15 protein-coding genes are annotated in these 14,499 nt (G+C 42.7%); 6 read left to right on the top strand and 9 right to left on the bottom strand.

Annotation, left to right across the window (positions count from 1 at the left end; all coding sequences use genetic code 11):
- Positions 1 to 9: 9 nt before the first annotated feature.
- Both astD and BCU91_RS08520 read left to right on the top strand, forming a co-directional pair.
- The gene (gene astD, locus BCU91_RS08525; protein ID WP_102531287.1) at positions 10 to 1,470 is read left to right on the top strand and encodes a succinylglutamate-semialdehyde dehydrogenase; all 1,461 of its coding nucleotides are present in this window, start codon (positions 10 to 12) and stop codon (positions 1,468 to 1,470) included.
- Between the two features lie 66 nt (positions 1,471 to 1,536).
- Positions 1,537 to 2,337 (top strand): DUF1338 domain-containing protein, encoded by an 801-nt coding sequence (locus tag BCU91_RS08520; protein ID WP_102531286.1) that lies wholly within the window; start codon positions 1,537 to 1,539, stop codon positions 2,335 to 2,337.
- A gap of 120 nt (positions 2,338 to 2,457) precedes the next feature.
- On the opposite strand, the gene BCU91_RS08515 is transcribed toward BCU91_RS08520, so the two are convergent.
- The 4 genes from BCU91_RS08515 to crp form a co-directional block, all read right to left on the bottom strand.
- The gene (locus BCU91_RS08515; RefSeq protein ID WP_102475915.1) at positions 2,458 to 3,816 is read right to left on the bottom strand and encodes an ATP-binding protein; all 1,359 of its coding nucleotides are present in this window, start codon (positions 3,814 to 3,816) and stop codon (positions 2,458 to 2,460) included.
- Entirely contained in the window at positions 3,813 to 4,487 is a 675-nt protein-coding gene (locus tag BCU91_RS08510; protein ID WP_102439917.1) for a response regulator transcription factor, read from the bottom strand. The genes BCU91_RS08515 and BCU91_RS08510 overlap by 4 nt, the downstream gene beginning before the upstream one ends.
- Complete coding sequence (locus BCU91_RS08505; RefSeq protein WP_076538976.1) at positions 4,468 to 4,812, bottom strand: hypothetical protein; 345 nt, start codon at positions 4,810 to 4,812, stop codon at positions 4,468 to 4,470. The genes BCU91_RS08510 and BCU91_RS08505 overlap by 20 nt, the downstream gene beginning before the upstream one ends.
- Before the next feature lie 86 nt (positions 4,813 to 4,898).
- A complete protein-coding gene (crp, locus tag BCU91_RS08500) occupies positions 4,899 to 5,534 on the bottom strand; it encodes a cAMP-activated global transcriptional regulator CRP (RefSeq protein ID WP_076538973.1) in 636 nt (211 codons plus the stop codon).
- Between the two features lie 375 nt (positions 5,535 to 5,909).
- On the opposite strand from crp, the gene BCU91_RS08495 reads away from it, so the two are divergent.
- Together BCU91_RS08495 and BCU91_RS08490 are read left to right on the top strand one after the other, a co-directional pair.
- A complete protein-coding gene (locus BCU91_RS08495) occupies positions 5,910 to 6,701 on the top strand; it encodes a tetratricopeptide repeat protein (protein ID WP_102439961.1) in 792 nt (263 codons plus the stop codon).
- Between the two features lie 134 nt (positions 6,702 to 6,835).
- On the top strand, positions 6,836 to 7,267 hold the full coding sequence (locus tag BCU91_RS08490) for a hypothetical protein (RefSeq protein WP_102475916.1): 432 nt from the start codon (positions 6,836 to 6,838) through the stop codon (positions 7,265 to 7,267).
- Between the two features lie 284 nt (positions 7,268 to 7,551).
- On the opposite strand, the gene BCU91_RS08485 is transcribed toward BCU91_RS08490, so the two are convergent.
- The 3 genes from BCU91_RS08485 to BCU91_RS08475 form a co-directional block, all read right to left on the bottom strand.
- Positions 7,552 to 8,460, bottom strand: a complete 909-nt coding sequence (locus BCU91_RS08485) for a phosphoribulokinase (protein WP_102531285.1) — start codon at positions 8,458 to 8,460, stop codon at positions 7,552 to 7,554.
- 148 nt (positions 8,461 to 8,608) lie between these two features.
- A complete protein-coding gene (locus tag BCU91_RS08480; RefSeq protein ID WP_102439914.1) occupies positions 8,609 to 8,875 on the bottom strand; it encodes a YheU family protein in 267 nt (88 codons plus the stop codon).
- A 2-nt stretch (positions 8,876 to 8,877) separates the two neighbouring features.
- Positions 8,878 to 9,840 (bottom strand): hydrolase, encoded by a 963-nt coding sequence (locus BCU91_RS08475; protein WP_102531284.1) that lies wholly within the window; start codon positions 9,838 to 9,840, stop codon positions 8,878 to 8,880.
- A gap of 98 nt (positions 9,841 to 9,938) precedes the next feature.
- Between BCU91_RS08475 and BCU91_RS08470 the strand changes: the two genes are divergently transcribed.
- The gene (locus tag BCU91_RS08470; protein WP_102531283.1) at positions 9,939 to 10,439 is read left to right on the top strand and encodes a TAT leader-containing periplasmic protein; all 501 of its coding nucleotides are present in this window, start codon (positions 9,939 to 9,941) and stop codon (positions 10,437 to 10,439) included.
- Positions 10,440 to 10,474: 35 nt separating this feature from the next.
- Positions 10,475 to 12,070, top strand: a complete 1,596-nt coding sequence (locus tag BCU91_RS08465) for a GMC family oxidoreductase (RefSeq protein ID WP_102531282.1) — start codon at positions 10,475 to 10,477, stop codon at positions 12,068 to 12,070.
- 31 nt (positions 12,071 to 12,101) lie between these two features.
- On the opposite strand, the gene BCU91_RS08460 is transcribed toward BCU91_RS08465, so the two are convergent.
- On the bottom strand, positions 12,102 to 12,551 hold the full coding sequence (locus BCU91_RS08460; protein ID WP_241901101.1) for a TIGR02444 family protein: 450 nt from the start codon (positions 12,549 to 12,551) through the stop codon (positions 12,102 to 12,104).
- A gap of 31 nt (positions 12,552 to 12,582) precedes the next feature.
- Entirely contained in the window at positions 12,583 to 14,493 is a 1,911-nt protein-coding gene (locus tag BCU91_RS08455) for an ABC transporter ATP-binding protein (protein WP_102531281.1), read from the bottom strand.
- Positions 14,494 to 14,499 lie beyond the last annotated feature (6 nt).

Genomic DNA, 14,499 nt, shown 5'->3' with positions numbered 1-14,499 from the left:
AAACAGCAAATGACACAATTTATCAAAGGCCAATGGTCTAATGGCGAAGGTCATGAAATTACATCACTCAACCCAGCAAATGGTGAGGTGATCTGGAGCGGTAAAACGGCGACAGAAGCCCAAGTTAATAGCGCCATTGATGCCGCAAGAAGTGCGCAGTTTGACTGGTTTATGCTTGGCTATGAGGCGCGTTTAGCCATTGTTGAAGCGTACCGCAGCGAACTTGAAGCGCACAAAGCTGAGCTTGCTGAAGTGATAGCCCAAGAAACCGGTAAACCTCAGTGGGAAACCGCCACAGAAGTGGGCGCTATGATAGGCAAAATTGGCTTATCAGCTGCAGCGCATGATAAGCGTACTGGTACTGAAACTAATGACATTCCCGCAGGTCGCGCCGTTTTACGTCATAAGCCGCACGGCGTTGTTGCGGTATTTGGCCCTTATAATTTCCCTGGTCATTTACCCAATGGCCATATAGTTCCAGCCTTACTTGCTGGTAATACTGTGGTATTTAAGCCATCAGAGTTAACTCCGAAAGTCGCTGAAGAAATGCTAAAACTTTGGGGCAAAGCAGGTTTACCCCAAGGTGTGATTAACTTGGTTCAAGGCGAGCTTGAAACCGGTAAAGCTTTAGCGTCTCACCCGCAAATTGATGGATTATTCTTTACCGGTAGTTCTCGTACTGGTCACTTGTTACATCAGCAATACGCTGGTCATCCAGGTAAAATTCTAGCCCTTGAAATGGGTGGTAATAACCCATTAATCATCAAAGACGTTAAAGAGACTAAGGCTGCTGTACATGACATTATTCAGTCTGCTTATATCTCATCAGGTCAACGTTGTACTTGTGCACGTCGTTTGTACATTCAACAAGGCGTTGCTGGCGATGCATTAATTGCTGAGCTTGTTACTGCGATTAAGCAAATTAAAGTCGGTAGCTGGAATGCGCAGCCGCAGCCATTTATGGGTTCGATGATTTCTGAAGCCGCGGCTAAAGGCATGGTTGCCGCGCAGGCTAACTTATTGGCATTAGGTGCAGAATCACTAATTGAGCTTACTCACGTAGAAGCGGGTACTGGTCTTGTCTCTCCTGGGTTAATTGATGTGACTGCAATTTCAGAGCTGCCAGATGAAGAATACTTTGGTCCATTGCTGCAATTAGTTAGATACCAAGCCTTTGATGATGCTATCGATATGGCAAACAACACTCGTTATGGACTTTCTGCTGGTTTGTTGGCGGATAGCCGAGAAGATTATGATTACTTCTTAGCACGCATTCGTGCTGGTATCGTTAACTGGAATAAGCAAATCACAGGCGCATCTGGCGCAGCACCATTTGGTGGTGTTGGCGCATCAGGTAATCATCGTGCAAGTGCATTCTATGCTGCTGATTACTGTGCTTACCCTGTAGCTTCAGTTGAAGCTGATAGTGTCAGCCTACCTGCTAAATTGAGCCCTGGTTTATCTATCTAGTCACTCATTTTGCAACTAAGGCAATGACTCTTGAGTCATTGCCTTTTTTTAAAGAAGGATTTTATCATGCACACCGACGTTAACGCTTTATTCGCCGCTTTATGGCAAGACTACATCAATATGACGCCCTCGGCGGCAAACATTCAGCAACTGTTAGGGCAGGGAAAACCGATCATTAACGATCATATTGCCCTGCGTACCTTTAATATTGAAAAAGTTAACCTTGCTGTATTGGCGGCTCATTTTGAGTCGCTTGGTTATGTTGCCAGTGGTGATTATCACTTTGAGCAGAAAAAGTTGGTTGCCAAGCATTTCGAGCATCCCGATCCGCATCAGCCTAAGGTGTTTATCTCTGAGCTGTTAGTGGAAGAATTTAGCCCTGAAGTGCAAAGCATTATCCATGGTTTAGTTGATCAAGTGGATGCTGCGGCGACAACTGCGGATAATTTTTTATATTCAGGCTGTCATTGGCGTGTCGATATCGCCACTTACAAAACCTTATTGGCAGAAAGCGAGTACGCAGCTTGGGTTGCGGCCATTGGTTATCGCGCTAACCATTTTACGGTTTCCATTAATGAGCTGCCTGATTTTGAAACCATTGAATCAGTCAATGAAACCCTAAAAGCTGCTGGCTTTACCTTAAACACCGCTGGTGGTGAGATTAAAGGTTCAGCTGAAGTGCTATTAGAGCAGTCATCAACGATGGCAGATCGCATGGCGGTCAGCTTTGCAGATGGTGAGCTGGTGATCCCAACGTGTTTTTATGAATTTGCCCGTCGTTATCCGATGGCTGACGGTAACTTGTATACCGGTTTTGTCGCCGCGTCTGCTGACAAAATCTTTGAAAGTACTAATGCTGCCAAATAATGCTACGAGCTAAGTCGTTAAAATTAATTTAATTTTAACGCTAATGAAAATGCCAAGTAAGTCAGTTTATCTGGCATTTTTCATTGTTAAGTTGCAAGGTTTTAGTACGCCATTAAGGGATTATGTTACGGCGCTACCATCTGGGGTGGTATTGGCAAATATAATGCAAACATGTAAGCCTTTTAACACATCACCACGCTCGAACTTGAGTTGATAACCATATTGCTCAACAATTTCTTTTACAATGGATAACCCCAGCCCATGGCCTAACACGGCTTCATCTAAACGTTTACCGCGATTGGTCAGTTGGCTGATTTGATCGTCATTGACGCCGGGGCCATCATCTTCGATACACAGGGTTAATGTTTGTTGCTGCTGAGATACCGTCAAATTGACCGCTGAATTTGCCCACTTGTAAGCGTTATCTAATAAATTACCAAACAGCTCCATACCATCTTCACGGTGTATCGGCAGGCGACTTATGTCATCGCTGACATCAATGCTGCAATGAATGTTTTTATGGTGATGTACTTTATCTAGAGTGCTAATGAGCGCCTCAAAATCACGTGGCACCACCATTTGCGCTGCTGGCAGCATATCACCAGTAATTCTAGCTGCAGTGAGCTTACGTTCGATCATGTTGCGGATCAGGTCTAATTGCTGCTGCATGGCTTCAGCCGCTTGCGGGTTTGATAAACCCAATACTTCAACTTGTTGCTGCATCACGGCTAATGGGGTTTTTAGGCCGTGGCTTAAATTACCTAAATTATTTCTACTGCGCTCAATTTGATTAGCGGTGTAATCTAATAATTCGTTATAGGTTTCAGCTAAAGGTTTTATTTCAACTGGAATCTTGGTGACTTCTAGGGCATCGATTTCACCTTGGCGTAATTTGGCCAGTGAATCTTGAATGTGTTTAACTGGCTTAAATGATTGGCGTAGAATGATAAAAATACCGCCAATCATTGCCAGTAGCATGGCGATATTAATCGCCAACTTAGTGCCAAACACTTCACTAAAGACCCGCCGGCCAATACTTAAGTCTTGAGCAACCGTAAGGGTGGCAACTTTATCGCCATTGATTGAGCCTATACCAATCGATAATAACTGCATGTCATTATTTTTTGGCCCTTTGGCTTGCCATACCCGGGTTTGATCATGCTGCAATAATTCGATATCTAATTGCACATCCCATAGAGAACGGGAGCGGATCACTTGATCATCGGAGTTAAATTGAAAGTATCGACCTGAATAGGCTGGTTTGTAAAAGCTGGAGAGTTGGTTTTGGTCGATGATAATTTCACCAGCATTGATATGGCTGGCGATAATGATGTGTTCTAAATCTTCTTCGAGACGATTGATGATAGAGTCATGAAACGCTTGTCTTAACATGGACTCAAATAATATGAGTCCGATGACGGTGGCAATAATGATTAAACCGCTAAGCCATAAACTTAGCTTACTGCGGATTGATATCATTCAACAATGCCGTGAAAAATATACCCTTGGCCACGGCGGGTTTCAATGGCGGTTTTACCAAGTTTTTTACGTAAATGGGTAACGTATACTTCAACCACATTTGATTCTTTTTCATCGTCAAATTGATAAAGCTTATCGGTAAGTTGTGCTTTTGAGAGTAATTTCTTTGGCGACATTAAAAATATTTTTAATAGTCTAAATTCCATGGCGGTTAATTCGTAATGCTTGTCACCGATATGCACTCGTTGCTCTGACTCATCAAGGGTAATGCCACCATAACTCAACTGCTTTGATGAGGTATTAAGACGGCCATGGGCACGATGAATAAGTGCCTGAACTCGCGCTAACAGCTCTTGAGCATGAAAAGGCTTACCAAGGTAGTCATCAGCCCCCGCATTAAAGCCTTCGACCTTCTCGTGCCACTGACTGCGCGCAGTGAGCATAATCACCGGCGTATCAATGCCTTTTTCACGCCAAGACTCGACGAGTGTTAAGCCATTACCGTCAGGCAAGCCAATATCCAAAATCACACAATCGTATTGAGTTTCTTTGATGAGGTAATCTGCTTCAACAGCTTTATCGGTTACATCAGTAACGTAGCCGGCTTGTTTTAGTTGTTTTTCAAGCTCAGCAACTAAGAGGGTGTTATCTTCAACGAGTAGCAGTTTCATTTATTTGGCATTCACTTGGTAGTTGGTCAATTGACTCTGGCATCCCATTTGTAGCATCGAGAAATAAATGGATGATATGCCCTTTTTTTATCTTTAACTGTAAATCATAACGCCATTTGTCATCCTCTTGATAGAGGCTGGCATCAATTAATTCACCCTGACAGTATTGTGCAAGTAAAGTGAGGGAATAATCAAGCGAACGAATGCTACCGGATGTAACTAAGCGTTGAACTTCATCATGTGGTAGCTCTGCAGTCATTGCTTGTGATGCTGGTGTTAGAGTCGATATAAGTAGACTGAGTAGTAATGCAGTCAGCAGCCTCATCAGACAGACTCCCATAAAAAAAGTGATAATTAGAATTGCTAATTATCACTTTAATTAATCACCCTTAAATCAAGCTGAAGCTTAACTTAACGAGTGCCATATACCACAATAGTTTTACCGTGAGCTTGAATAAGATTTTGTTCTTCAAGCATTTTTAATATACGGCCAACAGTCTCACGTGAACAACCTACAATTTGACCAATCTCTTGACGAGTGATCTTAATTTGCATGCCATCAGGGTGAGTCATTGCATCTGGTTGCTTAGCAAGGTGTAATAATGTTTGTGCGATGCGTCCAGCAACGTCTAAGAAAGCTAAATCGCCGACTTTTTGGCTAGTGCTGTGCAAACGGTAAGCCATTTGCGCAGTTAACTTCATTAGAATTTCAGGATTAACCTGAATCAGTTGCTTGAATTTCTTGTAAGAAATTTCTGCGATTTCACAAGGTTGTTTGGCACGAACCCAAGCTGTACGTTCAGCTTGTTCTTCGAATAAACCAAGTTCACCAATAAAGTCACCTTGATTAAGGTATGAAAGGATCATTTCTTTCCCTTCTTCATCTTTAATCAATACAGCGACTGAACCTTTAACGATGTAATACAAGGTATCAGACTCTTCACCTGCGTGTATCAAGGTGCTTTTCGCTGGGTATTTATGGATGTGACAGTGTGAAAGAAACCATTCCAAAGTTGGATCAGGTTTAGGCTTGCCAATCAGAGCCATGTGTATTTCCTCGATTGATAAAATGAAAGTAAGGACTATCTAATAAAGTAATTGTACTTGAGTTAATCGTGTAAAACTTTGATGAAGATCGAGTTTAACATTATGAAAAAACAGTCAAGTACGGTATTAAGTTATTAAATTAGAAATTTATTTTTGCAGCTGCACGCCACATTATTATCTAATTTAGCCTTGTCTGTTTTAAATGGCAAGTTGATGTTTCTTTAAAAGCATTGTTTTATCAGATTTTTATCAAGCTTTAGATTGAAGATGAACGATTTATTATGATTAATAGGGATTGGTTTATTGTAAAAATCCCCATTGGTGGTTATTGTTAATTTGATTATCAAAGTTGAATCGCTGCAGTACGAGGTTAGTTTGAAATATTCGCAGAAATTATTAAGTGTTGGCTTAGCCTGCTCATTAGGTTTATTGACGAGTGTCAGTGCGCCAGTCAGTGCCTTTTCAATTCCTCAATCGAAAGCATCTCAAGCGGCTAGTAAATTAGTTCATATCCAATTGCGGGCGGCGGAAGGCAATGCCGACGCACAATTTTTATTAGGGCTAATGAGTTTAGCGGGGCGATTTGTCGACCAAGATATTGATCAAGGCATTTATTGGGTCGAGCAAGCGGCGCTACAAGATCATATTAAAGCGCAGCAAACTTTGGCAGATTTAACCTTTGAAGGAAAGTTATTACCGCGGGATTTAGCGGTAGCAGAAAAATGGTACCAGTCTTTAGCTAAGCATGGCGATCCACGAGCTCACTTTCGATTAGGCTTTATTTACTCTGCTGGTGGCGATGGTGTAACCCGCAGTTGCGGCAAAGCTTTAGAGCAATTCACCCAAGCAGGTGACGAAATTGCGCTGGGGAATGTGGCGTGGATTTTAGCGACCTGCCCTGAAGAAGAGTATCGTAATGGGTCAAAAGCGGTGCAGCTTGCACTGCAATTGCTTGAAAGTAACGCTAACGATCCGACCAACTTAGATAACCTTGCTGCTGCTTATGCCGAAATGGGTGAGTTTGAACTGGCTGTTGATACCCAACAAAAAGCCATTGAAGCATTAAAGCAAAACCCAGAAGTTGCCCAGAGCGATGAATTTATCATGCGACTTGAACAGTATCAGCAAGGCAGGGCTTATCGTGAAATCATTCCATTAATGAATTAAGCAATGTTTTGTTTGAATTGAAACGGCCAACAAGGCCGTTTTTTTGTGGCTAAATTTTAGTGCGCGTGGACAAATCATAGCTATTATTAGCTGATGATTAGAGTCAGTTTATTCATCACGACTAGGCGATCACAATGAATGGAATTGTAGATAATAAATTAAAGCTCTATCAGCTTACGGTGATATTTAGCTTACTGTTTTCGCTAATGGGATTCTCATATAACGTCTGGCGTATGGAGATAACAGAGCATAATAGCAATGTTAGAACAGCAAGTTTTGAAATGCTGCTAGAGCTAGCGCAATTAGAGCAATTGGTCTATGCGGCGCATTACGATAATGATACTGAATTAGGTAACCCTAGGGTGGGATGGGTCAAAGTGGGCTTAATTGAAGATTTAAGTTCATTAACCAATGATCAAGTCAGGCTTAAAGCACAAAATTTAACCTTGGTTTGGTCAGAACAATGGCAACAGATGCTAGAGAGCGAAGCTGCAAGTATGGAGATTACCGCTAAAATTGATTTGGTTCGGGCTGAGATAAAACGCTTACTGGTCTCGTTAAATTAACGGTTTAACAGGGCGAGTTGAAATGTTTTTAGTCTTAATTGAACGCGGCTTATAAGGGCGCTTCAAAGAGCAAGTGACAGGAACAGCGAATAATAGAAGCAGGTTTGCTGATATGCCCAAGTGCGCTAACAGATAAATAAGGGGGAATTAACACCCAAGAGCACATCAACTATCGTTCTTTCGCCTGAAGTCCCGACAGCGAGAATGATAATGGTTTAGGCTTAAATTAAGCTTAACCTGCCAAGTTTACTTGTATTACTTGTATTACTTGTATTAGTCGTTGCTTATTCTGCTGAGCTAGCATCATCGAGCTGTTGTACTTCATCGGCAGCTGCTTTTTTCTGCATAATATCTTTAATCAGTGGGGTTAATATTAACTCCATTGCTAATGACATCTTGCCACCAGGCACGACTAAAGTATTGATGCGTGACATAAACGAGCCGTCAATCATTCTTAAGTAATAAGGAAAATCAACATTGTCAATATCTCTAAAGCGGATCACCACAAAACTTTCGTCTAAGCTGGGGATGTCTTTAGCGCTAAATGGATTGGAGGTATCAACTGTAGGAACTCGTTGAAAGTTGATATGGGTGCGAGAAAATTGTGGCGTCATATGCTTAATATAATCATCCATACTGCGCACAATCGAGCCCATGACTTTTTCACGGCTATGGCCTCTGTCTGAGGTATCGCGAATAATTTTTTGAATCCACTCTAAATTGACAATGGGCACCATACCAATCAATAAATCTACGTGCTTGGCAACATCAGCATCTTCAGTGACGACGCCGCCATGCAAACCCTCGTAATACAGCATATCGGTTTTTTCAGGTAATGGGTGCCACTGGGTAAATGTGCCGGGCATTTGGTTAAATGGCACCGCTTCATCAAAAGTATGTAAGTAGCTACGGGTTTGGCCTTGGCCTGTTTCGGCATAGCTTTTAAAGCACTCTTCAAGTTTGACGAAATTATTGGCTTCAGGGCCAAAGTAACTGAGGTTGTTATTTTCAGCCTGTGATTTTCGAATTAATACTTCCATCTCTGCACGGGTGAAGTTATGGAAACTATCCCCTTCAATAAACGCTGCATTAATGCCCAGCTGGCGGAAGATATGAGTAAATGCTGTGGTCGTTGTTGTTGTGCCTGCGCCAGATGAGCCAGTAACAGCAATAATGGGGTGTTTAATAGACATTTATCCTACCTAGATCAAACGTGAAGAAGTTAATTATGATGACAATTCAGTATTTTATAATCCGTTAGTCATTCACATTCACATGTTTCAACCTGAAGAAAAACAGACTCTATTTATACGGCTTGAAACGGGTTAGGTCAATCTTGCATTAAAAGAATGGCTCTTTGTCATCACTGTTTGGATGAATGATCTGCTGTTTTTGTCTAATGGCAATGGATTCATCTTCTTCGCTAAATTCAACGATGAGTTCGCCTTGTTTTAAAGCTTGTTTACATTGATTTATGGCATTTTGTAACTGAGCGTCATCGGTTTGGCCAAAAGAGCCATCTTCAATTTGGGTAAACAAGTACTCTTTAATTAAATTGTCTAATGTTGCTGGTGGCAGTTGTAGCAAGGCATCATAAGGAATAAGCATAATTAGCTCTTTAAAAAATGGATAATTCTTGATTCAAGGTAAAAACGTGGCTTCCAAGGAACGCCGCCGCTGATAAAGCCAACATGGCCGCCCTTAGGGTGTAACTCGTATTCCACATGTTCTGATAATTCTACTGCCGCAGGAATGACATCATCGGTCATGAAAGGATCGTCTTGAGCATGGATAACTAAGGTCGACTTGCTGACATTTTTTAAAAAAGGCTTACCACTGGCTCTTTGGTAGTAATCATTAACGTCAGCAAAACCGTGTAAAGGAGCCGTCACTTTATCATCGAATAAATAAAAGGTGCTTAATTGCTGAATTTGCGCTTCAGTGACGGGCATTTTCTCAACCAAATTGCTTTGCAGTACTTTGCTGTGCATTTTGGCTTGCAGTTGCTTTATTAAATGCTGCTGATAAATTTTTGAAAAGCCCTTTTCTAATTTTTTAGCACAGGCTGCGAGCCACAAAGGCGCTGAAACAATTATGGTTTTTTCTAGCAAGCTTTGCTCGCCTTGTTCACCTTGATATTTTGCCAGTACATTGCCGCCTAGGCTGTAGCCGACGGCATACAGTGGTGATTCTGGGTACTGCTGATGTAACTGAGTTAGGGTAAAGTGAATATCTTCGGTGTCGCCACTATGGTAACTTCTGGCTAACCGATTTGGCTCGCCTGAGCAACTACGGTGATGATGGACAACAGCGCATAAGCCATGGTTTTGGGCGGTTTGTAGCATACGCCTGACGTAGTGTGATTCACTACTGCCTTCAAGTCCATGGAGGATCACTAAAATTGGCTGGCCATTTTGCGGCTTGCCTAACCAATCCAAATCAATAAAATCACCGTCAGTCAGCTCTTGGCGCTGTCTGTGGGTGTCTGGTTTGGCCACCTTAAATAAAACAGGTAAAATCGTTTGAATATGAGGACTTACTGCCCACCATGGTGGAGTGAAAATCTTTTTCATAAGGGTATGTATAGTGCAATAGTTTGTGAATGTTCAAACGTATGTTTAAATGTTGTTAGCGACCACTTTATCACAGATGTTTGCAGCAAGGGATAACTATGAAACGAAGAACCTTTTTGGCTGGCGCCTTTACCGGTACCGCTGCGCTGGCCTTGGGTGTGAGTTTATACACCCCAGACATTACCGATCATCCTGATGAAAATCATCGTTTACTTTTTAATGTGCTAATCCCTATTTTTATGGATGGCACTTTGCCAGAAGTTGCTAATTATCGCGAAGCCTTTATTAATCGTACCATAGTCGCGATTAATCAAACCATCAGTGTGCTGTCTGATGATCAAAAAAGCGAGATTAATCAGCTATTAAATCTACTTGAGAGCCGGATGGGTTTATTGCTGCTAACGAGTAGCCTGACGCCATTGATGCTTCGCTCTGCTGATGAGTTAGTGTTGATGCTAGAAGAGTGGCGCCATCATTTTCTGCAAATGCTGCAAACTGCCTATCTTGGCTTACGGGAATTAGTGCTATCCAGTTATTATGCCTGCCCAGAGCATTGGGGACGGTTACATTACGCTAAACCCACTTTTTTGACCGCCTAATTTTCTTTGATGTAAACCGTGTTTAGGAGTGAGACGTGGCCGCTAATATTATTGACCCCATTACAGAAGGTTTAAAAGCCGGCTGGCAACATATTGATGCGAGTAAACTTGAAAACGATCAGCATTTTGAAGCAGACGTAGTGATTGTCGGCACGGGCGCGGGGGGCGGAACGGCAGCTGAAATCCTCACTCAAGCGGGTCTTAAGGTCATCATGGTTGAAGCTGGACCACTTAAATCGTCCAGTGATTTTAATATGGAAGAGCGCCGTGCTTACCCTGATCTATATCAGCAAGCAGCAGCGATGAAAACCGCTGACAAAGGTATTGGTATTTTTCAAGGTCGCAGTGTGGGCGGCTCAACGACGGTTAATTGGACCACCTCAATTCGTACACCTGAGCAAGCCTTAGCATTTTGGGCCCAAGAAAAGTCAGTTAAAGGCCTATCGTCAGAAAGCTTATTGCCATGGTTTGAAAAAATGGAAACGCGGCTAAATATCAGCGAGTGGCAATTTCAACCTAACCGTAATAATGCGGCCTTAAAAGAAGGCTGTGAAAAACTCGGTTGGGAATATACGGTGATCAAACGTAATGTTAAAGGTTGCTGGAATACAGGTTATTGCGGTATGGGGTGCCCGGTTAACGCTAAGCAGTCTATGCTGGTCACCACCATACCGAGTGCCTTAGAGCAAGGCGCTCAGTTAATATCAAACGCTAAAATTACTGATCTACAGCATAAAGCCGATAAAGTGACTGGTTTAATGGCCAAAGCGCAAGTTGCTTCAGGTCATGGTGTGACGCTCACTTTTAAGGCGAAACACTACATCCTTAGTGCGGGTGCTTTTCATACGCCGACGATTTTAATGCGTGCTAATACCCCAGATCCTTATCAGCTTTTAGGTAAAACTTTTCTTCATCCTACTTTGTTATCAGGCAGCATTTTTGATAAGCAAATTGATGGCCATAGCGGCGCGCCGCAATCGATATATTCCGATGAATTTGTATGGCGTGATGGCGCTGCTGGAGAGCTGGGTTATAAATTAGAAGTGCCCCCGATCCATCCAGTATTAATCGCATCAAAAACCATTGGTTATGGTCGTAGTCATGCCGAGTTAATGACCCAGTTTAACAATTTACAGGTGATGATTGCCTTAGTGCGTGATGGCTATTCGGCTCAGTCTCCAGGTGGGCAAGTACGCTTAACTGATACCGGCTTTGCGTTAGATTATCCGCTACAAAAACCTTTTTGGGATGCGGCGAGAAGGGCGTTTGCCACTATGGCAGAGCTGCAATTTGCTGCAGGTGCTAATGCCGTGTTGCCCATTAATGATGGTGTTGGCAAGCAGCTTAACTGGCAACAAGCCAAGCAAACCATTGCCACTATGGATATTGGTTTATTAAAAACCATTGTAGCCTCTGCCCATGTAATGGGCGGTTGCGCTATGGGAGAAGATAAAACCCTATCGATGGTCAATAGTGAGGGGAGCTCCCATTATTTTGAAAACTTGTCAGTTATGGATGGCTCCATGTTTCCAACTAGTTTAGGTGCTAATCCGCAGCTATCGATTTACGCGATTGTGGCCCGAAATGCGACCTTATTGGCAGAGCGTTTAAAGCCGTCAGTTAAGGTTTAATGCTATGTGATTTTGTTAGTCTGCAGCGGTATTAAATTGCGTGTAAATTTTTAAAATCATCATGGTTAATCCCGAATAATGATAAGTAGTTATCGGTATTTTCATTTGCGCAATGCTGATTCGCTTTAATCTCTGGGGTAACAGTGTTGAGTTTTGTTAGTAGCATTTGCTGGGATTTACGTTCCAGCATTAACTCAATGTCGAGCATCTGCTGATATTCATTAGCTTTAATATGCTCTTTCGCTAAACGGCGCAAGGTGCGATAAGGGTTAACGACCTTGGTGTCCCAATCGTTTATGGTAGCCGCTAACGCTTGCCATTGGACTAAGGGCAGTAGATAGCCTTTTTTATCAAGGTATTGCGCCAGTAGCAGCATGTTAACATTCACTTGGTAAGCATCCTGAAGGCTGATGTAGCGCTTAGGTTCAATAGCGTATTGGCTTTCACATTCTCGCCATAGTAATGAATTAAACTGCTGCACTGATCCTATCCCTTGTTATCTGCATTATGAATTAACCGATACCAAACTCTTGTTCGATGATTTCAATTTCTTCTTGTAGCTCAAACCAGTTCATTTCACTTTCGTCCATTGATTGGGTGAGCGTGGTTCTTTCATTGAGTACTTTGGTCATTTTAGCTTTATTTTCAGCTTCATAAAGTGAACCATCAGCTAACTCTATTTCTAATTCTGCTAATCTGGCAGTGATTTTTTGTTGCTCAGTTTCTAACTTTATTTGTTTTTTACGCAGTGGCGATACTTTTTGTCTTAGCTCTGCTTCAATGCGTTTTTGCTGCTTTTTATCAATACTTGGAGTTGCCGAGCTATCTTTACTGCTATTGGACTGAGCCGCTTTAGCCGCATCTAATAACCATTGATGATAGTCATCTAAATCACCTTGGAATGGTTTAACAGCGCCTTGGTCTACTAAGTAGTAATCGCTACAGCTTAAACGTAAAAGATGTCGATCATGTGACACAATCACCATCGCACCTTCAAATGTTTGCAGCGCCATGGTCAATGCGTGACGCATTTCTAAATCCAAGTGGTTGGTGGGCTCATCGAGTAACAGTACGTTAGGACGCTGCCAAACTAATAGCGCCAACACTAAGCGCGCTTTTTCGCCACCAGAGAACGGTCTAACGGGGGCAAGTGCCATATCGCCATTAAAACCAAAACCGCCGAGAAAGTTTCTAAGTTCTAGCTCTTTTGCGTTAGGCGCTAATCGCACCATGTGCTGTAACGGGGTATCATCAAGACTTAAAAATTCAATTTGATGCTGAGCAAAATAACCAATATTCATTCCTGGATTAGGTTGGTATCTACCCGTTTTGGGTTGTAATTGACCCGATAGCAACTTAATTAAGGTTGATTTACCCGCGCCATTTCGGCCCAGCAAGCCAATACGTGCACCTGGTACTAAGTTAAGCTCCACTTCGCTAAGGATGGTTTTATCATCATAGCCAATAGAGACTTTCTCCATAGTCACTAATGGGTTAGGCAAGGCTTCAGGCTCACGAAATGCCATGTGAAATGGACTGTCTGCATGGGATGGCAGTAAGTTAGCCATTTTCTCCAGCGCTTTTAAGCGGCTTTGGGCTTGTTTAGCTTTACTGGCTTTGTAGCGGAAGCGGTCAACAAAGCTCTGCATATGTGCCCGTTCTTTTTGTTGACGCTCATAGGCCACTTGCTGCTGCGCCATACGTTCGGCGCGGATCCGCTCAAAGGAGCTGTAGTTGCCTTTGTAGTAATTAAGCTTAGTATGTTCAACGTGAACAATTTCATCCACGATACCATCAATAAAATCGCGGTCATGGCTGATTAAGATCAGGGTACCTTGATAGGCCTTAATCCAGCCTTCTAGCCAGTACATGGTGTCTAAATCTAAATGGTTGGTGGGCTCATCCAGCAGCAGTAAGTCTGAGCGGCACAACAGTGCTTGAGCAAGGTTGAGTCGCATTCGCCAACCACCTGAAAAGCTCTTTACAGGATTGCTTTGCTCCGCTTCGCTAAAGCCTAGGCCTGCCAACAATGAGCCGGTGCGAGATTTAATCGCATAGCCGCCAATCGCATCAATTTTACCGTGGATGAGGGCAATTTTATGGCCGTCATCTTCATCTTGAGCTTTGTTTAATTGAACTTCAAGCTCTCGAAATTCACTATCACCATCAAGCACATATTCCAGTGCAGACACCTCTAGCGCAGGCGTTTCTTGGGCTACAGTGGCTATTTGCCAACCAGCAGGAAGGCTAAACTCACCCTTGTCAAGTTGTAACTGCCCCAAAATCAACGCTAACAGGGTTGATTTTCCGGTTCCATTGGCCCCGACCAGTCCCACTTTATGGCCCGGGTAAACGGTAAGGTTGGCATCATCGAGTAAGGTTTTAGTTCCGCGAATGAGCTGAGCTTGGCTGATGTTGATCATGAATAG

The sequence above is a fragment of the Shewanella sp. 10N.286.52.B9 genome, assembly GCF_002873635.1.
In the GTDB taxonomy this organism is placed as follows: Bacteria; Pseudomonadota; Gammaproteobacteria; order Enterobacterales; family Shewanellaceae; genus Shewanella.
Note: the sequence above shows the minus strand (reverse complement) of the source record. Positions and strands in the feature narration are given on the sequence as shown.

What these genes read in the sequence shown, in the direction of transcription:
- astD (WP_102531287.1), top strand. Translation starts at nt 10, where the DNA reads ATGACACAATTTATCAAAGGCCAATGGTCTAATGGCGAAGGTCATGAA.
- BCU91_RS08520 (WP_102531286.1), top strand. Translation starts at nt 1,537, where the DNA reads ATGCACACCGACGTTAACGCTTTATTCGCCGCTTTATGGCAAGACTAC.
- BCU91_RS08515 (WP_102475915.1), bottom strand. Translation starts at nt 3,816, where the DNA reads ATGATATCAATCCGCAGTAAGCTAAGTTTATGGCTTAGCGGTTTAATC.
- BCU91_RS08510 (WP_102439917.1), bottom strand. Translation starts at nt 4,487, where the DNA reads ATGAAACTGCTACTCGTTGAAGATAACACCCTCTTAGTTGCTGAGCTT.
- BCU91_RS08505 (WP_076538976.1), bottom strand. Translation starts at nt 4,812, where the DNA reads ATGAGGCTGCTGACTGCATTACTACTCAGTCTACTTATATCGACTCTA.
- crp (WP_076538973.1), bottom strand. Translation starts at nt 5,534, where the DNA reads ATGGCTCTGATTGGCAAGCCTAAACCTGATCCAACTTTGGAATGGTTT.
- BCU91_RS08490 (WP_102475916.1), top strand. Translation starts at nt 6,836, where the DNA reads ATGAATGGAATTGTAGATAATAAATTAAAGCTCTATCAGCTTACGGTG.
- BCU91_RS08485 (WP_102531285.1), bottom strand. Translation starts at nt 8,460, where the DNA reads ATGTCTATTAAACACCCCATTATTGCTGTTACTGGCTCATCTGGCGCA.
- BCU91_RS08480 (WP_102439914.1), bottom strand. Translation starts at nt 8,875, where the DNA reads ATGCTTATTCCTTATGATGCCTTGCTACAACTGCCACCAGCAACATTA.
- BCU91_RS08475 (WP_102531284.1), bottom strand. Translation starts at nt 9,840, where the DNA reads ATGAAAAAGATTTTCACTCCACCATGGTGGGCAGTAAGTCCTCATATT.
- BCU91_RS08470 (WP_102531283.1), top strand. Translation starts at nt 9,939, where the DNA reads ATGAAACGAAGAACCTTTTTGGCTGGCGCCTTTACCGGTACCGCTGCG.
- BCU91_RS08455 (WP_102531281.1), bottom strand. Translation starts at nt 14,493, where the DNA reads ATGATCAACATCAGCCAAGCTCAGCTCATTCGCGGAACTAAAACCTTA.